The organism is Leucobacter tenebrionis, assembly GCF_019884725.1.
In the GTDB taxonomy this organism is placed as follows: Bacteria; Actinomycetota; Actinomycetes; order Actinomycetales; family Microbacteriaceae; genus Leucobacter; species Leucobacter tenebrionis.
The window spans coordinates 3,039,908-3,059,130 of sequence record NZ_CP082322.1 but is presented as its reverse complement, the minus strand read 5'-3'; the positions used below and the strand labels follow the sequence as shown (position 1 = coordinate 3,059,130).

The following is a 19,223-nucleotide window of genomic DNA, read 5'->3' as shown; positions in this document are numbered from 1 at the left end:
GTTGCCCCCGGCAGCGCCCGCAAGGGGCCGTACGCGTCATCTCGATCGCAGGATCAAGCGCCTCGCTCACGAGAGGAGGGCGCGGATCCGGGGCGTTCCCACGCTCCGCAGCGCGCCGCCGTTTTCGTCTACAATGGAGGAGAAAACTCGAACTCGCCGGAGAGGTTCTCAATGCCGAAGATCATCGACCACGATCAGCGCCGCAAGGAGATCGTCGACGTCACGTGGCAGCTCATCGTGGAGGGCGGCATCGAGGCGGCCACCATGCGCGAGATCGCGTCGCGGGCCGGCTTCGCGAACGGCGCCCTGAAGCACTACTTCTCTGGCAAGGACGCGATCATCGAGGGCGCCTACGAGCGGTCGCTGTCGCGCATTCAGGGCCGTCTCGCCGAGCATGTCGCGGGCAAACGCGGCATCGAAGCGCTCGAGATGTCGATGCGTTACACGCTGCCCACCAACGAGGACGCCACCGCCGCGCGCGTGCTGCTCTCGTTCTGGGAGCGCTGCGCCTTCAGCAGCGAGATCGATCACGACTACGGGGAGCACCTCACCAGCTGGAAGGCCGGGTACATGCAGTACCTGCGCGAGGGGCGCGAGGACGGCGACATCGTCACCGAGACCCCCGACGAGCAGCTGGTCAGCGAGATCGTGCTCATGAACATCGGCGCGACCGTCACCCGCGTCGTGAGCCCCGAGCACCTCGACAGCGCCGTGCTCGACGCGCAGGTGACCGACTTCATCGCGCGGCTCCGCAAGCCCTGAGGGGCGGCGCCCACTCTCCTGCGGCTCGCGCAGCTCAGCGGCGCTCAGCCCTCGCGCGGCTCCCGGAACGTCAGCACTCGCGCGGGATTCTCGACCATCATGCGGTCGAGCGCCTCGGGGGCGACGCCGAACTCCTCGAGCGTCGGCAGGAAGTGGTCGACGATGTACCCGTAGCCGTGCCCGCCGTAGCGGCGCAGCTGCACCCTCTGGCACACGTCCCCGCCGAGCACGAGCTGCGATCCCCATCCCTCGGCGACGAGCTGCGCGAAGCCGCGCGCCACCGAACGGTCGGTGAACGGGAAGAGCGTGCCCCACGGGCTCCCGGTCGTGCCCAGGAAGTCCGCCTCGACGGTCACCCCGCGCGAGAGCAGCCGCCGCGCGAGATCCATGTCGTCGGCGATAGTGCCGGCGTGCCCGAAGACGACGGATCGCGGATCCGCGCCCTCCTCCTCGAGCGCATCGAGCACCCGAAGCTTCGCCTCACCGAAACCGCCCATGTGCAGCGTGATCGGCGCGCCCGTCAGAGCGGAGGCCCGCCCGGCGGCGCGCACGCTGCGCATCTCCTCGGGGTCGACGGGATCGCCCTCGGCGCCGACCTCGCCGATGATGCCCGAGCGGATCCCGGTGCTCCGACCGTCCGCGTCAGGGACGCCGAGAACGATGTCGCGCACGATCTCGGCGGCGAGATCGTCGATGCTGCGGTCGGAGAAGCCGGCCGGGTGAAGATCCTTCTGGTACCAGCCGGCGCCCATCACGATGTTGAGGCCCGAGGCGCGGCTGAGTCGCGCGAGCGCCCGGGCGTCGCGGCCCACGCCGTTCGGGGTGACCTCCACCATCGTGCCGCCGCCCTGGCGGGCGAAATCGCCCACCTCGTCGAGCGCCGTGTCGAAGTCGCCGAGCACGTCGTTGTCGATGTTGGGGCGGCCTCGGCGCACGGCGGCGAGCGCGTCGAGGGTGAGCGGATCCCGGGCAGCTTCGTCCCACTCCCCCGGCCGCGGGTTCGGCGTGTGCGCCGGGCGGCGGATGTCGAGGAAGATGTGCTCGTGCATGAGCGTCGGGCCGAGCTGCTCGGGCGGCAGCGGGCCGAGCACGGTCTGCACGAGACCCGAGAGGTTCGGGATCGGCGGCAACCCGTCCGAGTTCGGGATCGGGCCGCCGCCCGTGCGGCTCATGCCCGCGGGGCCGCCCCGGCCGATCGCGCCGTTCGCACTCATGCGTTCGCTCCCCGAGTCGTCTCGTCGTCGTGCTCCCCGGCCCGCGCGGGTTCGCGCGCGAGCAGGCGCAGAGCGTTCCCGCCGCCGACGGCGCGCACCAGCGCGTCGTCGGCGCCCAGCATCCGCAGATATGGCAGGAACTGCTGCGGCACGAACTCGAGCCCGTTGCCGCCGTACGACGCGAGGCGGTGCTTGTTGCGTATGCCGCAGCTGAGCAGGATCCGGCTCGCCGCTCCCCGCTCGGCGGCGCGCAGGATCGCGACCGCGATGTCGTGGTCCGAGACGATCGTGCGCACGTTCGGGATCCGCCCCAGCTGGTCGAAGCAGATCGCCGCACCGAGGTCGAGGAGCGCATCGAGGCGGCCGTGATCCGCGCCCGCCCCGGAGGCGTCGCAGACAAGGCCCGCGGCCCCGGTGAGGATGACGCGCGAACGGTCGAGGCCCGCGGATTCCGCGACCTCGAGAGCCTCCTCGAACAGGGCCACGGTATCGCGGGCCGCTCGCTCTTCCGTGTCGCCGACACCGCCGGCGAGCCCCTGCGAGACGGCCCAGGGATCGGTGCGCGGGGCGAGCACGAGCGCCGCCCCGGCTCGATGCGCAGCGGCGGCGGCCGCGGCGAGGAGCGCGCGATCGGCGTCGGGTGCGGCCGAGGAGGCGCCGGATCCCGAATCCCCTCCCTGCGCCGCCCCGGGCAGCGGGATCGCCCCCACGACGCCGGCGTTGAACTCCTCGAGCTCGACCGCGATCCTCTCCCCCGCGGCCTCTGGGTCGTCGCGGGGTGCGAGTCCGCCGTGGGGCGCGGTTTCGTCGTCGCGCGCTGGTCGGCCGTCGGCCCCCGCGGCTCGACCGTCGACGCCCCGCACGATCGCGATCCCGCTCGCGCGGCTCAGGCACGCGAGCGAGGCGCGGTCGGCGGTCGAGCCGAATCCGGCGAGGGCGATCACCGCGGTCGCGGCGGCATCGCCGCCCTCGTCGCCGTTCTGCCCGCCCGTCGCCGCTGCGAGCGTGTCGAGCGCGCCCTCGGCGTCCGCGGCGACGAGCGTGCGGTCGTCGATGTTGGGCGCGCCCAGCATGAGCCGGCCGAGCATCGGCATGCTCACCGCCGCACGCGCGAACTCCGCGTCGGTGGCCGGCAGACCTGCGTTGCCGCGTTGCTGCGGCGGGGCGCACAGCAGGGTCTCGGCTGCGAGCACGGTGCGCAGCGGTGCCGCGTCGACGGCTCCCAGCACGGTCTCGATGACGGGCATCCGCGATCCTCCATTGCGTTCACACCCCGGGTCATGCACGCCCGAGCCTCATATCCCGCTGCGAGCATGCGCTGCGAGCTCGCGGCGCATGCCCGCTCCCGCGTCCGCGCTCAGACCGCGGTCGCGACGAGCACGCGCGGGCTGCCGGGCAGCGCGACGAGGCGCTCGGCCTTCCAGCCGGTCTCGGCGAGCCAACCCTCCACCTGCGCGATCGGGTACACGACCGTGCCATCGATGTTGAAGTACTCGCCGGCGTGCAGCGCGTCGATGGGGCGCTGCGTCTCGTCCTCGTCGAGGAAGAAGTCGAGCAGCATGAGCGTCGCCCCCTCGGCGGCCGCGCCCCGCGATGCGCGCAGGATCGCGCGGTTCTGGGCCTCGTCGAAGCGGTGCAGCACGTGGGTCAGCAGCACGAGGTCGTGCTCGCCGCCGGGCTCGGTCGACTCGGTGGCGCCCTCCTCGACGGTCACGCGGTCTGCGAGCCCCGCTGCCGCCGCGGCCTCGGCGATGCCCCCGGACATGTCGGGGGCGTAGACGAAGCGGGTCTTCAGCTCGGGATTCTGCTGCATCGCGACGATCGAGAAGCCGGCCGCGAGGCCGCCGAAGTCGAGCGCATCGCGGTACTGCGAGAAGTCGAACGCCTCGCCGAACTGCTCGGCGTGCAGGGCGTTGTAGGTCATCACGCCGTTCAGGAAGAACGCCCAGCCCGCCTCGTCGAGGTCGAGGGTGCCGGCCTCGTCAGTGTCGACGGTCTTGTCGTAGCCGAGCCACTGCTTGTAGCTGATGTCGCCGAGGAAGGCGATGAACGGGGTGAGGTCGATCTCGCCCTTGCCCGAGAGGTACTTCTCGGCGTCTTCGGCGAGGGAGTAGACGCCGTTCTCGCGCCCGAGCAGGCCGAGGCTGTTCATGGCGTCGGCGAGGGTGCGCACCTGGCGCTCCGCGTGCTGCGTGGCGGCGGCGAGCTCCGAGAGACTCTTGGGCCCGTCGGCGAGCGCCTTGAAGAGGCCGATGCGAGCCGCGGCGTCGAGCTGCTTCGCGCCCATGAATCCGATGGCGATGTCGACGATGCGGGAGGGGGTTGCGGTCATGCGAGTCGTTCCTTGCGATTCAGGGCCGCCCCGCGAGCGGGACGACGGTGTCCGTGGTGTGGCCTGCGGAAACTCTACAGACGTAGACATAAAAAGTCCAGCGCCCGATGGCTTATTTTCTACTACCATAGAAAATAACGGGGTTCGGGATCGCCGACTGCCGCGATCCCGAACCGTGCGATGCGGGATCGCGCCGATCGCCCCGGCCCGCTCCCCCAGACCCCACCCTTCACCGTCGAAAGGCTTTCCAATGGTTCTCGCAGCCCACCACTTCCCCGTACCCGAGAGCGACCTGCCGCCCGTCGTGCTGGTCCACGGCTTCGCGTCGAGCGCCGCCGAGGACTTCCTCGCGACCGGCTGGCCCGAGACACTGAACGCGGCCGGGCGCTCGGTCATCGCGATCGACCTCCCCGGACACGGCGAGAGCCCGGCCGTCGAGTCCTCCGCCGAGGCCACCACCTCGGCGGTGGTCGCCGCGATCCTCGACAGCGTCTCCGGCATCGCCCCGGAGGGCGCATTCGACGTGATCGGGTATTCCCTCGGCGGCAGGCTCGCGTGGGAGCTGCCTGCGGCCTCGCCCCGCGTGCGGCGCATGGTGCTCGGAGGGGTGAGCCCGCTCGAGCCGTTCACCGCGGTGGATCCCGCCGAACTCGACGCGGCCCTCGCCGGCGCCGAGCCCGGCAACCCGCTCGTCGGGATGATGGCCGGCATGATCTCCGCGCCGGGCCGCGACACCGCGTCGCTCGCCAGGCTGATCCCGGGCCTCGCCAGCGAACCCTTCGCGCCGCAGTCCGCGGCCCCCGCCGTGCCCACGCTGCTCGTCGCCGGCAGCGACGACCAGATGACGCAGGGCATCGAGGATCTCGCCGACGCGCTGCCCGACGGCTCCCTCACACGCGTGCCCGGAGACCACCGCGGTGCACTCGACAGCACGGAGTTCAGGGAGGCGGCGATCCGCTTCCTCAAGGGATAAGCGCAGTACCCTTACACATCTCCCTCACCTTCCCCAGTCATCCTCCCCCGCCCCCAGGAAACGCGGAGTCCCGAATTGCGGGATCACCACCACCCGAACCCGCAATTCAGGACTCCGCGTTTTCTCCGGTGGGATACCAACCCCGTGAGCGCAGCGCCCGGCGCGCCTGCCGCAGCTGACTGCTGAAGCTGTCGTATCGCGTGAAGCACACCGGCAGCCACCCCTCGGAGCCGAGCGCGTTGAGACGCCTCGCGTCTCGCCCGCGTTGGGCTTCCTCCCCGTGATACTCGCCGTCGTATTCGAAGACCAGCCGGTACTCGTACAGCACGAGATCGCCGTAGAACACCTCACCACCCACGAGCTCGATCCGCCCGTTCGGAACACCCGTCGGCACCCCGTCGTCCTCGAGACGAAGCCGCAGCCGCGTCTCCCGCGGTGAGTGCGTACCCGGCATCATACGGACCCTGGCCGCCCTCAAACGAGCGATGCCCTTCCAGTTGCGCAGGTCTCCGAGCATGGCATCGACGGCATCGACCGACACCAGCGGCTCGAATCGATCCCACAGTCGCTCGCCGGCGACGAGCAGTGCCACGTCGCTCCACACCAGCCCCGCCAGCGATGCCCAGGCATACTCCGGAGCGAGCACCCTCACTCCGTTCTTCATCACGACCGGCAGCGCGCGTTTCGTACGCGAACCGCACAATCCCCTTCCGTCGGGAGCGTTCGCACCGCCGATCGCGACCACGTGCAGACGGGTGTCGGTCTCGAGCTCTCTCGGCAGGGGCAGCCCGTGCAGCCGCGCCGCGGTGGCTCCACCGATGGCCCAGTTCTCGGGCTTGCCCGTCAGCAGCAGGCGGCAGCGATCCGACAGCCCCCGCAGTTCAGAGCGAGGTGCTCGCACGCCGTGGAACTCCCGCTGCAGGTCTCCGCATCGCAGCCGATGGGGCGGCACCCCTGACGCGAGCGCAGCGCTCACCGTGAACGGCGCACCGGCGAGGTGCGGAGGGAGGGGTGAGGGATCGCGAGGCATGCCCAGCATCCTGCCCCGGCGTCGGCGCCTGGAACGGGTTATCCACCGCATCCCGGGTCGATTCGAATCATCCGGTCGATCTCGGCCAGATGTGAGCGAAGTACCGCACGCTCGATCCGCCCCAACCCCTCAATCGCGGAGTGTCAATCTGCGGCTTACCCCGCCCTCGACCCCGCAATTTGAGACTCCGCGATCCATGGGGAGGGTCGGCGGGCGTCCACCCCTACGCGGCAGGGGGCGCAGGTGACGCAGGGGGCGCAGGGGACTCCCAGACCCCGTCTGCCCGCACCTCGCGGTCGAGCCAGAGCTCCGCGGTGGCCTCGCGGATCCGCTGCGCGCCCACGCGATCGAGCAGCGAGATCGCGCCGAGGTTGTCGTCGAGCTGCCGCACGCTCGAGGCCCCGAAGAGCACGTTCGCGGTCGCGGGGTTCGCGAGGCAGAACGCGATGCCGAGCTGCGCGGGCGTCGCGTCGAACGATGCGGCGATCTCGGCGACGCGCGGGTAGGCCGCGACGATGCGCTCGCGGATCCCCCCGACGTCGGCGCCGATCTTGCGGGCGGGGCTGAGCTTGCCGACCAGGATCCCGCCCTCGAAGGCGTCCGATGCCTGCAGCGCGAGCGTGCCGTTCTCGAACCAGCGCCCGTAGAACTCCCCCTCGGCCATGCTGCGGCGCACGAGCCCGTACTTGAGCTGGGCGAAGCTCGGCGGGGTCAGCCCCTCGGCGGTCGCCGTGTCGAGCGCGAGCTGCAGCGACTCGGCCGGCCAGTTGTTGACCCCCCAGCTGGCGAAGCTGCCGCGGTCGATCTCCGCCTGCACGTCGCGCACCACCTGGGCGATATCGATGTCGCCCATGAAGTCGCCCACGACGACCGTGTCGAAGCTCTCGGGTCCGCCGGCCCCGGCGCCGATGCGCTCGAGCGAGACATCCATCTGGCTCGCGAAGCCGGTATCGGGGTACTCCCACAGCCAGAGCTTGCCGCAGAGCTGATAGTCGGAGCGCGCAAGGCCGAGATCCCGAATCGTCTCACCGAAGAGCAGGTCGGTGCGCGAGGCCTCGGCATGCGGCCCCATGTTGTAGTAGGCCACGTCGAAGAACGCCGATCCCGCCTCGACGGCCCGGCTCATCAGCGCACGGCGATCCGCCGCCTCCATGCGGTCCCAGATATTCCAGGAGCCGAGCGCGAAGACCGGCACCTCCGGCCCGCCGGGCCCGAGCTTCCGAGTGGGAACCTTGCCGTTGAACTCCACAACCGCCTCCTCGCAGTTCGAGACTTCGGCTCCGCCGAGCCGTTGCCGTTTATTTTCTACGATCGTATAATATAAATCGCGAACGATCCACTCTCGCATCCGACCGACGAAGGAGTCACCGTGACCTCATCCGCGCCCACCCCCACCCCCAGCCCGGGCAGCGCTGAACCCCGCACCGTCCTCATCACCGGCGGCGCCGGCGGGATCGGGCAGAGCATCGCCCGGGCCTTCATCGCCGCCGGGGACCGCGCGATCCTCGCCGATCGCGATGCCGCAGCGGTGACCGCGGCGGCACCGGAACTCGGCGCCGAGGCCCTCGCGCTCGACATCACCGACGCCGCAGCCGTCGCCGCCGCGCTGAACGACCTCGCCGAGCGGGGCGGCGTCGACGTGCTCGTCAACAACGCCGGGATCCTGTCGGTGCACGGAGCTGTGACCGAGCTCGAACCCGACGCCTACCGCTCGATCCTCGAAGTGAACGTGATCGGTACCTTCAACATGATCCAGGCGTTCGCAAGGCACCGTATCGCGGCCGGCGGCGGTGGCGCGATCGTCAACATCTCATCGATCGGCGGACGCCAGCCGACCCCGGGCATGGGCGCCTACGAGTCGAGCAAGGCAGCGGTCGACTCCGTGACCCGCTGGGCGGCGATCGAGCTGGCCGCCCACGGCATCCGCGTCAACGCGGTCGCCCCAGGGCCCGTGCTCACGCCGATGCTCGAGATGGGGATGCCCGAGGGATCGGCGGCACGCGAGGCCTGGTCGAGCCGGATCCCGCTCGGCGACCTCGCGAAGACCACCGACATCGCACCCTCGGTGGTGTTCCTGGCGAGCACCGACGCCGGGCACATCACCGGAGTGAGTCTCGCTGTGGACGGCGGCCAGCTGCTCACCTGAGCCTGGGCACCCGGTGTCCGCGCCTGCACCCGGCACCTGCACCGGCACCCGAACCGGCACCGACACCGGCACGAAAACGCGGAGTCCCGAACTGCTGCTTCCACCCGAGGAATATCAGCAGGATGGGACTCCGCGTCGGCGTCGGCATCGGCGTCGGAGTCCGCGTCGGCGTCGGCGCACACGAGAGCGCGCCGCCTACCGCTCGAACACGACCCGCCCGTCGAGCACCGTGAGATCGACGGGCACCTCGGGCAGCGCCGCGGCGCCGACCTCGAAGGGGTCGCGCGCCAGTACGACGAGGTCGGCGACCTTGCCCGTCTCGATCGTGCCCTTCCACGCGGCGGCGCGGTCCTGCGCGGCGGGCACCGCGGTGTAGGCGCGCAGCAGCCGATGCAGGCGGTCCCGCGCCGCTTCCGGCATAGCTGATCCGCCCATCGCGACGATGCGGGCGTCGGCGTCGGCGATCCACCGCCGCCAGTCGAATCCGAGGATCGGCGAGTCCGACGAGAGCACGAGCACACCCGCGTCGAGCGCGGCGCCGAGCTGCCAGGCGCTGTCGGCCACGGCGTCGCCCATCATGCTCGCGAGCCAGTCGCGAGTGATGGCGGCGATGCCGGGCTGGGTATTGAGCCAGACGCCCAGCTCGGCCATGCGCCGCACCTGGGCCTCGGTCGCGAGGTCGCCGTGGATCATGACGTGGCCGAGCTCGTGCGACGAGGGGGCGCCGGGCACGGCCGCGGCCTCGGCGATCGCGTCGAGCGCGACCTGGATCGTGCGGTCGCCGGTGGCGTGGAGGCCGATCTGCAGGCCCGCCGCGTGGGCCGCGCGGATCATCTCGGCGAGCCGCTCGGCCTTCTGCTCGACGGTGTCGCCGTGCACGAGCAGGTCGCCGTGGGTGCCGTCGTCGTAGGGGTGCGAGGTCCACGCCTGGCGCGAGAGCGGGATGAGATCACCGAAGATCTTCACGCCGGGGACGTTGAGCCACGCGGGATCGGGTTCGGGATCAGCTGCCGCCCGCTCGCGGATGCCGGCGAGCACGGTGTCGACGTCGCACGGGCCGTCGAGCACTCCGTAGAGGGCCAGCATGGTGACCCGCTGGCGCAGTTCGCCGGCCGCGGCGAGCTCGCGGTAGACGTCGAGCACCTCGCTGTGGAAGCACCCGGTCTCGCCGTCGTCCTCCCCCGGGCCGATGCCGGGCTCGGTGTAGCTGGTGATGCCGAGTTCGGAGAGCATGCGGCCGGCAGCGAGGATCGCGGCGCGGCGCGAGGCCCGATCCGGCGCGAGCATCCCGCTCACCTTCGCGGCGGTTTCGGGATCCGGAGCGCCGAAGAACGTGTGCGGCCAGCGCGCGCCGAGCCAGGTGGCGTGCAGGTGGGAGTCGTTGATGCCCGGCAGCAGCGCGCGGCCCGCGAGCTCGACGACCCGGGTGCCGGGGCCGATCAGCGGCTCGATCTCGGCGTCGGATCCGACGGCCGCGATGCGCCCGCCGACGACCGCGACGGCCTCGGCGCGGTCGCCCGCGCCTGCCCCTGCGCCGCCGCTCCCCTCGGTCATGGTCAGCACGGTTCCGCCGCGCAGCACGAGGTCGGCCCGACCGGCCGCGACGGAGGGGGCGACCTCGCCCGGCTCGCACGCCCCGCCCGAGGATGTGTCACTGCACTGCGCCATGGATGCACTCCGTCTCGATGAATTCTCTCGCGACCTCGCGATTTCGCGACTCTCGGTTCGGCGCCTGCATCGCATCGGCGAATCGGGCTTCCCGTTTGGGTCAACGTATGTAGAATAAAACCACATCCTCGGCAGTCGGGCAACGACGCCATGCCGACACCCACGGAATGGAGCATTCGATGACGATCCCCACGTCCACCCGCGCCGCGGTGCTCACCGAGCACGGGCGCCCCCTCGAGATGCAGGACCTGCCTCTGCCGGAGCGCATCGAACCCGGCGCGGCGCTCGTGCGCATCACCTGCACTACCCTCTGCGGCACCGACATCGAGATCTGGGCGGGCAAGATGAGCTTCCCCGGCATGCTGCCGATGGTGCTCGGGCACGAGATGGTCGGCGAGGTCGTCGCGGTCGGCGAGGGCACGACCGACGCCCTCGGCGAGCCCATCGCGGTCGGGGACCGCCTCGGCTGGTCGGAGTCGGTGTGCGGCGAGTGCTTCGGTTGCACCGTGCTGCGCCAGCCGAACGCCTGCTCCAAGCGCGGCTACGGCTTCCTGCAGCGCAGCGACGTGCCGCCCTACGCCACCGCCGGGCTCTCCGACTACGCCTACGTCACCCCCGGCGCCCAGAAGCTGCGGCTGCCGGCCGAGGTGAAGGACACGTGGGCCTCGGCGGCCGGCTGCGCGGCGAAGACCGTGCTGCGGGCCTTCGATCGGGCGGGCGGCGTGCGCGCCGGATCGCGCGTGGTCGTGCAGGGCTCGGGCGCACTGGGCCTGTTCGCCACGGCCGTCGCGAGCATCTCGGGGGCCGGCACCGTCGTCACGGTCGGGGCGCCCGCCGCGCGGCTCGAGCTGGCGAAGCGCTTCGGCGCGACCCACACGGTCGACATCGGCGCCCCCGGGGCTGACGGCAAGCCCGGCGGATCGGAGGCGACGATCGCGCGGGTCATGGAGATCACCGACGGGCAGGGCGCGGATCTCGTGCTCGACTTCGCGGGCGCCCCGAGTATCGGACCCGAGGCCGTGGCCATGGCGGCGCAGCGCGCCACCGTGGCGATCGTCGGCTCGACCGGCCCCGCGGGCGACCCGTTCCCGCTCTCGACCGTCATGGGCAAGGAGCTCACCGTCGTGGGGTCGCTCAACGGCGACGTCTCCGACTACTACCGCTCGATCGAGTTCTTCCGCACCTTCGCCGACCGCTTCCCCTGGGACGAGCTGTTCTCCGCGCCCTGCGGCCTGTCCGAGGCCTCGGACAGGATCGCGAACATGCACCGTCTGGGCGAGGTCAAGGCCGTGATCGATCCGCGGATCGACGCCGCCTGATCCGCGACTCCACTGAAAGGACCTGACATGAACACCCCGATCCCCCGCCGCCGCATCGGACTGAGCGACCTCGAGACCTCGATCTTCGCGCTCGGCTCCTGGCACATCTACGACCGCATGCACTTCGAGGATGCCGTCGCGATGGTGCGCACCGCGATCGACCGCGGCGTCAACCTGTTCGACGTGGGCGTCTACGGCGCCCCCGGCATGCCGCCGGCGTTCACCGACGTGCTGTTCTCTGCGATCATCCGCGCCGCGGGTGTGCGCCGCGACGACTACCTGCTCTCGGAGAAGCTGTGGCTCGAGGGGTGGGACGCGGATCGCGGATTCCGCCCGCAGCTCGAGAACGCCCTCTTCCGCGTCGGCGACGACCACGCCGACCTCGTGATCCTCGGCGATCTGCGTCGCGACGACGTGGAGCTGCGCGATATCGCCCTGAGCCTTGATGAGCTGCGCCGGGACGGCCTGATCCGCGCGTGGGGCGTCAACAACTGGTCGGCGGCGAACGTGCAGGCCCTGCTCGACATCGCCGAGGCCGAGGGTGTCGCCCGCCCCGAGATCGCGCAGCTCAAGTACAGCGTCTCGCGCCGCTCGATCCCCGACGGCGAACCGTTCGCGCGGCTGTGGCAGCAGGGGCTCTCGATGCAGGCCTCCGACGTGATGGAGGGCGGCTACCTCGCGGGCAAGGTCGAGACGGACCGCATGGTGGGTCGGGATCCGGGCGGGATCCGCCAGCGCATCATCGACGACGTGCCGGCCTTCGTGGAGCTCGCCGAGGAGCTGGGCGGCACCCCCGCGCAGCTCGCGATCGCGTTCACGCTCACGCACCCGGCGACGGCGACGACGCTCTTCGGCACCTCGAGCGAGGCGCAGCTGGAGGCGAACCTCGGCAGTCTGGAACTGCTCGAGCGCGTGGGCGCCGAGGAGATCCGCGCCCGCGTCGAACCGTTCTGGGCCGATCGCGGCCTCGTCGATCCGGAAGGGCCGTGAGCGCGATGAGCACCCCGAACCGTCCGATCGCACACGGCGCCCCGAGCGTCGCCCCTGTCCCGTTCGATCCCGAGCTGCTGCCCGCGCTCGAGGCGCTCGCGGCATCGCCCCAGCCGGGCCTGAGCCGCGCCACGCTCGCCGCGATGCGGGAGCCCGGCGCCGGGCCGGCCTTCTCGAGCGGCGCCGAGCTGGTCGCGGGGCGCCCCGTCACCGCCGAAGAACTGCTGATCCCCGGGCCGGAGGGCGCACCCGATCTCGAGATCACGGTGTTCGCTCCCGCGGATCGCGGGCCGAGCCCGCTACCGGTGCTCGTGAACTTCCACGGCGGCGGCATGATCGTCGGGCATCGCTCCTGGGAGCACGGCCGGGTGGTGGATCTCGTCGAACGCCACGGTGTGGTCGGCGTCAACGTCGAGTACCGGCTCGCCCCCGAGCATCCGTATCCCGCCGGGGCCGAGGACAACTACGCGGCGACCCGCTGGGTCTCGGAGCACGCGGCCGAACTGGGCGCCGATCCGGATCGCCTCATCGTGATGGGCGGCAGCGCGGGCGGCGGCTTCGCGGCGGCGGTGTCGCTCATGGCGCGGGATCGCGGCGGCCCCGCGATCGCGGGCCAGCTGCTGCTGTGCCCCATGCTCGACAACACCAACTCGACCGTGTCGAGCCTGCAGTACGACGGCATCGGCACCTGGGCGCGCGATGCGAACCTGCTCGCGTGGGAGTGCGTGCTCGGCGAGGAGCTCGCCTACTCGCCCGAGGCTCCGGCCTACGCGGCTCCGGCGCGGGCGGCCGACCTCTCGGGACTGCCGCCGGCATTCATCGAGGTGGGCGCGGCCGAGATGTTCCGCGACGAGGACGTCGACTACGCGCGGCGCATCTGGGAGACCGGCGGACAGGCCGAGCTGCACGTCTGGTCCGGCGGATGCCACGGCTTCGACATGTACATGCCCGACACCGAGATCAGTCGGGCCGCGCTCGCGTCGCGCGACTCATGGATCTCCCGCGTGCTGAGCGGAGGCGGCGATGCCTGAGACCGGTTCCCTCTACCGGGCGCCCGAGCCCGCGAGCCGCCCCGCTCCCGTGCCCTACGATCCCGAACTCGAGAGCGGGCTCGCCTTCTTCCTCGATCTCGTCGAGCGGATCCCGCTGCGGGCCCACACGATCCTCGAGAACCGCGCGCACTTCGAGACCGTCATCCCGCCGATCGAGGCGCAGGCCGACGGCAGGGCGGTCGAGTGGGAGCACCGCACGATCCCCGGCCCCGCGGGCGCGCCCGACGTCGAGGTGACGATCGTGCGTCCCAGCGATTCCTCGCGCAGATTGACAGAGACCCGCCCGGGCGTGCTCGGCATCCACGGCGGGGGCTACGTGCTCGGCACGCGCTTCTTCGGCACCGGCGAGCTGATCGATCTCGCCGAGCGCTACGGCACCGTCGGCGTCGCGGTCGAGTACCGTCTCGCCCCCGAGCACCCCGCTCCCGCCGCCGCGGAGGACTGCTACGCAGCGCTCGCCTGGATGGCGCGGCACGCCGCGGAGCTCGGCGTCGATCCCGATCGCATCGTCGTCTCGGGAGCCTCGGCCGGAGGCGGCCTCACCGCCGCGGTGGCGCTCATGGCGCGGGATCGCGGCGGCCCCGCGCTCGCCGGACAGCTCGTGGGCTGCCCCATGATCGACGACCGCAACGCCACGGTCTCGGCATGGCAGTACGACGGCATCGGCGCCTGGGACCGCAACAATAACGACACCGGCTGGGACGCCGCGCTCGGGGCCGACCGCGGCGGCGAGCGCGTGCACCCGTACCAGGCTCCCGCGCGGGCGACCGACCTCTCGGGTCTGCCCCCGGCGTTCATCGAGGTCGGTTCAGCGGAGGTCTTCCGCGACGAGTCCGTCGACTACGCGAGCCGCATCTGGGCCGCGGGCGGAGAGGCCGAACTGCACGTCTGGTCCGGCGGGTACCACGGCTTCACGGGCTTCTCACCCGACGCCGCGGTGTCGCGCGCCGCGAACGACGCCCGCGACAGTTGGTGGCGCCGGATCCTCGCCCGATGAGCGCGCGGAGGCGACGGAGCGCGCGATCCTCCCCCACCCGGCCGATGGGGCTGCTGCGGATCACCCTCGTGCTGGGTCTGCTCGAGGCCTTCGGCCCGCTCTCGATGGATCTCTACCTGCCGCAGCTGCCGCAGCTCGCGCAATCACTCGGCACCTCCGATGCGCTTGCGCAGGCGACCATGTCGGTGTGCATGATCGGGCTCGGGATCGGGCAGCTCGTCGCCGGCCCGCTCTCCGATCGCTTCGGCCGCAAGCGACCGCTGGTCGTCGGGGTGATCCTCTTCTCGGTGCTCTCGGCGGTGTGCGCGATCGCGCCGACGATCGAGGTGCTGCTCGCGGCGCGGCTCCTGCAGGGGCTCGCCGGATCGGCCGGCGTGGTGATCAGCATGGCCGTGGCGCGGGATCTGTTCCACGGCGTCGAGCTCTCGCGCATGCTGTCCCTGCTCGCGCTCGTGACCTCGCTCACCCCGATCATCGCGCCCGTGATCGGGGGTCAGCTCGCCCGGGTGATGGACTGGCGCGGCATCTTCTTCGTGCTGGCGGGGATCGGCGCCGCGCTCGTGTTCGTCGCGGTATTCGGGTTGCGGGAATCGCTGCCCGAGGCGGGGCGGCACGCCGGCGGGGTGCTCGGCACCACGGTGTCGCACGCCTCGGTGGTGCTGCGCGATCCGCTGTTCGTCGCACTCATGCTGGCGGCGTGCCTGAGCGGCGCGGCCTTCTTCTCCTACCTCTCGATGTCGAGCTTCGTGCTGCAGGGGCAGTTCGGGCTCACCCCGCAGCTCTTCAGCCTGGTGTTCGCGATGAACGCGCTGTCGCAGCTCGGCGGGGCGCAGGTCAGTCGGGTGTTCGTGCGGCGGCTGGGCACGGCCCGCATGTACCTCACCGGGCAGCTCGCCGGGGCGACCGCGGCCTTCGCGCTGCTCATCGCGACGCTCCTCGGCGCGCCGGCGCCCGTGTTCATCGCGCTGCTCGCGCTCTACCTGGGGGCGGCGGGGCTCGGCGGACCCAACGGCACCGCGCTCGCGCTCGGCGGGCACGGGTCGCGAGCCGGCACCGCGTCGGCGCTGCTGGGAATGGCCATGTTCACGGCCGGCGCCGTCGCGGCACCGGTGGTATCGGCGCTCGCCGGCAGCTCGGCCGCAACCATGACGACGAGCATCGCGGCGGGCGCCGCGGCGGCGGCGCTCATCGGCTGGCTCGCCGTCCGACGACTCGCCCGTGAAGCGCCGGGGACCGATCCTGCCCCCTCCCCGGCGACTGTTCCCTCAGAGACAACGGGGGCACCGCACGAGTCAAGCCCCGATGAGGCGGGGAAGCTACGCTGAGAACACCTAGCGGTATTCGACCTGGAGGATCCATGGAAACCTACGAAAGCCTGCTCGCGGCGGTCGTCGCCACCGACGGCGAGACGCGCGACTCGGTCAACCCGGCCACTGACGAGGTCATCGGCAAGGTGCAGAAGCAGTCGATCGAGGATCTCGAGGCCGCGATCGACAAGGCCGAGGCTGCGCAGCCCGCGTGGGCCGCGCTCTCCGACGAGGAGCGCAGCGCGTACCTGCACCGTGCCGCTGACAAGATCGAGGCGTCGTCGGAGGCGCTCGCCGAGCTGCTCTCGCGCGAGCAGGGCAAGCCGCTCAACGGCCCGAACGCCCGCTTCGAGGTCGGCGGCTGCGTGGCCTGGACCCGCACCGCGGCCGACACCCCGCTGCCCGTCGAGGTCCTCGTCGACGACGAGTCCGGGTACGCCGAGATGCACTACCGCCCCATCGGCGTCGTCGGCGCGATCTCGCCCTGGAACTGGCCGATGATGATCTCGATCTGGCAGATCGCGCCCTCGCTGCGCATGGGCAACACCGTCGTCATCAAGCCGGCCGACACCACCGCGCTGTCGGTGCGCGCGCTCGTCGCCGTCATGAACCAGGTGCTGCCCGAGGGCGTGCTGAACATCGTGACCGGCCCTGGCCGCACCGTGGGCGATGCGCTCACCCGCAGCCCGAAGATCGGCAAGATCATGTTCACCGGCTCCACCCCGGTCGGCCAGCAGATCATCGAGGCGTCGGCGAACAACGTCACCCGTCTCACGCTCGAGCTCGGCGGCAACGACGCCGGCATCGTGCTCCCCGACGTCGATCCCGCCGCGATCGCCGAGGAGCTCTTCTGGGGCGCATTCATCAACACCGGCCAGACCTGCGCCGCGCTCAAGCGCCTCTACGTGCACGACTCGGTCTACGACGCCGTCGTCGACGAGCTCGCGAAGTTCGCCGCGAACGTGCCGATGGGCGTCGGGCTCGACGAGAACAACGTGCTCGGCCCGCTGCAGAACCGCAACCAGTTCGACACCGTCGACCGACTCGTCGAGGCAGCCAAGGCCTCCGGCGCCCGCGTGGTGCTCGGCGGTGAGCCCGACCGCGAGGCCCCGGGCAACTTCTACCCGACCACCATCGTCGCCGACATCGACCCCCACAACGATCTCGTCGTCGAGGAGCAGTTCGGGCCGGCGCTGCCCATCATCCGCTACACCGACCTCGACGAGGCGATCCGCCTCGCGAACGAGCTCGAGTTCGGCCTCGGCTCCTCGGTCTGGACGCAGGATCGCGCCAAGGCGCTCGAGGTCGCGGGCCGCCTGCAGGCCGGCACCACCTGGATCAACTCGCACGGCGGGCTCCACCCCATGGTGCCCTTCGGCGGTGCAAAGAAGTCCGGCTACGGCCGCGAGTTCGGTGTCGAGGGCCTCAAGGCCGTCGCCGAGCCCCAGGTGATCAGCGGACGCTGACCCGAGGCTCGAGAAAGGGCGCGGTGCTCGCTCGAGTACCGCGCCCGCCGTCGTCTCGTCGCCGTGCGAGACCTCCCCTCGTCTTCCCGTTATGAGCAGGAGAACAGTATGAGTGAAGCAGCAGCGGTCGAGGCCGCAGTGCAGAAGTACGTCGACGGGTGCAAGGCAGCCGATCCCGCGGTCGTGCGCGACGCCTTCGATCCGAACGCGATCATGTGGGGCTACCTCGGGCCCGACTACGCCACGATGAGCGGAGCGGAGTTCGCCGACAACGTCGTGGCGACCGCCGCGCCCGCGGGACCGGAGTACTCCTCCGAGATCCACAGCGTGACCGTCACCGGTGACATCGCCCACGCCGTACTCGACGAGCGGGGCTTCCTCGGCGCCGACTTCCGCAACCACTTCGGGCTCATCAAGCGCGACGGGGTGTGGCGCATCACCAGCAAGGTCTTCACCACGGTCTGAGCGGCGAGCCGCGCCGGGACTCTTCTCCCATTCCTCACCCCGCCCGAAGGAGCACAGTGACCGTCGAAAGCGCCCCCTCGGCGAGCGACCCCGCTGCTGCTTCTGCGGGCGGCCCCGCCCCGCCCTCCGCGCCCGGTTCCGTGCCACCCTCGCCGGGCAGCCCCGCCCCGCCCTCCGCGGGCCTCGACTTCCTCTACCTCGACGAACCGGCCATGATCGCCGCCGGCGTGACCGACATGGCCGCGTGCGTCGACACCATGACCGACGTGCTCGAGCTGTTCGCCCGGGGCGACTACCGCTTGGCCGGCGCCGACAGCCTCTCGCACGGAGCGATGCTGTCGTTCCCGGCCGATCCGGAGTTCCCGGGCATGCCCGCCGACGGCCCCGACCGCCGCTTCATGGCGATGCCCGCCTATCTCGGGGGCGACTACCGCGCGACGGGGTGCAAGTGGTACGGATCGAACGTCGAGAACCGCCAGAGGGGTCTGCCCCGCTCGATCCTCATGTACACCCTCAACGACACCGACACCGGGGCGCCGCTCGCGATCATGTCGGCGAACCTGCTGAGCGCCTACCGCACCGGCGCGATCCCCGGAGTGGGGGCGCGATACCTCGCACGCGAGGACACCCGCACGGTGGGCGTCGTCGGACCGGGACCGATCAACCGCGCCTCGTTCGAGGCCTTCATGGCGGTGCGGCCCGGCATCGACGAGGTGAAGGTCTACGGCATCGTGCAGGCCGACGTCGACGGGTTCATCCGCTGGACGCGAGAGCAGTTCCCCGCGGTCGCCTCGGTGGTGGCGGTCGACAGCATGGAGGCCGCGGTAAGGGGCTCCGATATCGTCAGCATCGCGGTGCCCAGCCCCTCGGGGTCCGAGCACTATCCCTTCGTCGTCAACGAGTGGGTGAAGCCCGGCGCGTTCATCTTCTGCCCCGCGCACCTCGCCCTCGACGAGGCACTGGTCGAGCGGGCTCGGCACGTCGTCGACGCCCGGCGCATCTACGAGGTGTGGGCCGACGAGGTGCCCGCTCCCGCATACGAGACGGTGGGGCTCTGGGGCGTGCACCTCGTCGAGCGCGTGCGTGCCGGGAGCCTGCCGGCCGAGCGGTTCGAGGACCTCGGCGAGATCATCCCCGGCCTCACCCGGGGACGCGAGCACGACGACGAGGTATTCGTGTTCGGCACGGGCGGCATTCCGGTGCAGGATGTCGCGTGGGCGACCAAGGTCTACCGCAACGCGATCGAGCGCGGCATCGGCACGAGGCTGCGGCTCTGGGATTCGCCGGCGCTCTCGTAGGGTGGGCCGGCGCGGGTCCGGGGGCTGGCGGGCGTTCGAGGGCTGGCGCGGGGCCGGGGTTGCGCCGCGGGGCCGCGCGCATCCGCTGCGCTCCGGCAGCACGCTCCGCCTCCAGCCCCTCTGGTCTCCCCTGCCCCTGGCTTACCCAACCGAGGGCGGGTTTTGCACGGAATCTCGGGGTTCAGCGTGCAAAATCCGCCTTTC

General features: G+C 71.4%; 17 protein-coding genes. 11 read left to right on the top strand and 6 right to left on the bottom strand.

The genetic code is table 11. The annotated features are described in order from the left end of the window. The first annotated feature begins 171 nt into the window (after positions 1-171). Positions 172-762 (top strand): TetR/AcrR family transcriptional regulator, encoded by a 591-nt coding sequence (locus KVY00_RS14065; protein WP_223043490.1) that lies wholly within the window; start codon positions 172-174, stop codon positions 760-762. Between the two features lie 44 nt (positions 763-806). On the opposite strand, the gene KVY00_RS14060 is transcribed toward KVY00_RS14065, so the two are convergent. The 3 genes from KVY00_RS14060 to KVY00_RS14050 form a co-directional block, all read right to left on the bottom strand. Then, the gene (locus KVY00_RS14060) at positions 807-1,976 is read right to left on the bottom strand and encodes a phosphotriesterase family protein (protein ID WP_255572659.1); all 1,170 of its coding nucleotides are present in this window, start codon (positions 1,974-1,976) and stop codon (positions 807-809) included. Beyond that, positions 1,973-3,223: a phosphotriesterase family protein gene (locus KVY00_RS14055; protein WP_223043489.1), complete on the bottom strand. Its 1,251-nt coding sequence runs from the start codon at positions 3,221-3,223 to the stop codon at positions 1,973-1,975. The genes KVY00_RS14060 and KVY00_RS14055 overlap by 4 nt, the downstream gene beginning before the upstream one ends. A 110-nt stretch (positions 3,224-3,333) precedes the next feature. Continuing rightward, positions 3,334-4,308, bottom strand: coding sequence for a methyltransferase family protein (locus KVY00_RS14050; RefSeq protein WP_223043488.1), 975 nt, complete (start codon positions 4,306-4,308; stop codon positions 3,334-3,336). 250 nt (positions 4,309-4,558) lie between these two features. On the opposite strand from KVY00_RS14050, the gene KVY00_RS14045 reads away from it, so the two are divergent. Continuing rightward, entirely contained in the window at positions 4,559-5,281 is a 723-nt protein-coding gene (locus KVY00_RS14045) for an alpha/beta fold hydrolase (RefSeq protein WP_223043487.1), read from the top strand. A gap of 106 nt (positions 5,282-5,387) precedes the next feature. Here the strand turns inward: KVY00_RS14045 and KVY00_RS14040 are convergent, their stop codons facing one another. Together KVY00_RS14040 and KVY00_RS14035 are read right to left on the bottom strand one after the other, a co-directional pair. Continuing rightward, on the bottom strand, positions 5,388-6,311 hold the full coding sequence (locus tag KVY00_RS14040; RefSeq protein WP_223043486.1) for an endonuclease domain-containing protein: 924 nt from the start codon (positions 6,309-6,311) through the stop codon (positions 5,388-5,390). Positions 6,312-6,534: 223 nt separating this feature from the next. Further along, complete coding sequence (locus KVY00_RS14035) at positions 6,535-7,560, bottom strand: aldo/keto reductase (RefSeq protein WP_223043485.1); 1,026 nt, start codon at positions 7,558-7,560, stop codon at positions 6,535-6,537. A gap of 120 nt (positions 7,561-7,680) precedes the next feature. Between KVY00_RS14035 and KVY00_RS14030 the strand changes: the two genes are divergently transcribed. Next, positions 7,681-8,457 (top strand): SDR family NAD(P)-dependent oxidoreductase, encoded by a 777-nt coding sequence (locus KVY00_RS14030; RefSeq protein ID WP_223043484.1) that lies wholly within the window; start codon positions 7,681-7,683, stop codon positions 8,455-8,457. Between the two features lie 195 nt (positions 8,458-8,652). Here KVY00_RS14030 and KVY00_RS14025 read toward each other — a convergent pair whose 3' ends face one another. Continuing rightward, positions 8,653-10,125 (bottom strand): amidohydrolase, encoded by a 1,473-nt coding sequence (locus KVY00_RS14025; protein ID WP_223043483.1) that lies wholly within the window; start codon positions 10,123-10,125, stop codon positions 8,653-8,655. 179 nt (positions 10,126-10,304) lie between these two features. Here KVY00_RS14025 and KVY00_RS14020 point away from each other — a divergent pair, with 179 nt between their 5' ends. The 8 genes from KVY00_RS14020 (at position 10,305) to KVY00_RS13985 (ending at position 19,019) form a co-directional block, all read left to right on the top strand. Beyond that, positions 10,305-11,444: a zinc-binding dehydrogenase gene (locus KVY00_RS14020; protein ID WP_223043482.1), complete on the top strand. Its 1,140-nt coding sequence runs from the start codon at positions 10,305-10,307 to the stop codon at positions 11,442-11,444. Positions 11,445-11,471: 27 nt separating this feature from the next. Beyond that, positions 11,472-12,434 carry an aldo/keto reductase gene (locus tag KVY00_RS14015; protein ID WP_223043481.1) on the top strand — a complete coding sequence of 321 codons (963 nt, stop codon included), beginning with the start codon at positions 11,472-11,474 and terminating at the stop codon, positions 12,432-12,434. A gap of 5 nt (positions 12,435-12,439) precedes the next feature. Beyond that, entirely contained in the window at positions 12,440-13,465 is a 1,026-nt protein-coding gene (locus tag KVY00_RS14010; RefSeq protein ID WP_223043480.1) for an alpha/beta hydrolase, read from the top strand. Next, entirely contained in the window at positions 13,458-14,483 is a 1,026-nt protein-coding gene (locus KVY00_RS14005) for an alpha/beta hydrolase (protein WP_223043479.1), read from the top strand. Before KVY00_RS14010 ends, KVY00_RS14005 begins: the two co-directional genes overlap by 8 nt. Then, entirely contained in the window at positions 14,480-15,808 is a 1,329-nt protein-coding gene (locus KVY00_RS14000) for a multidrug effflux MFS transporter (RefSeq protein WP_255572658.1), read from the top strand. Before KVY00_RS14005 ends, KVY00_RS14000 begins: the two co-directional genes overlap by 4 nt. A 32-nt stretch (positions 15,809-15,840) precedes the next feature. Next, on the top strand, positions 15,841-17,256 hold the full coding sequence (locus KVY00_RS13995; protein WP_223043478.1) for an aldehyde dehydrogenase family protein: 1,416 nt from the start codon (positions 15,841-15,843) through the stop codon (positions 17,254-17,256). Positions 17,257-17,364: 108 nt separating this feature from the next. Then, on the top strand, positions 17,365-17,721 hold the full coding sequence (locus tag KVY00_RS13990) for a nuclear transport factor 2 family protein (RefSeq protein WP_223043477.1): 357 nt from the start codon (positions 17,365-17,367) through the stop codon (positions 17,719-17,721). A 56-nt stretch (positions 17,722-17,777) separates the two neighbouring features. Then, positions 17,778-19,019, top strand: a complete 1,242-nt coding sequence (locus KVY00_RS13985) for a tyramine oxidase subunit B (RefSeq protein ID WP_255572657.1) — start codon at positions 17,778-17,780, stop codon at positions 19,017-19,019. The last annotated feature ends 204 nt before the right edge of the window (positions 19,020-19,223 follow it).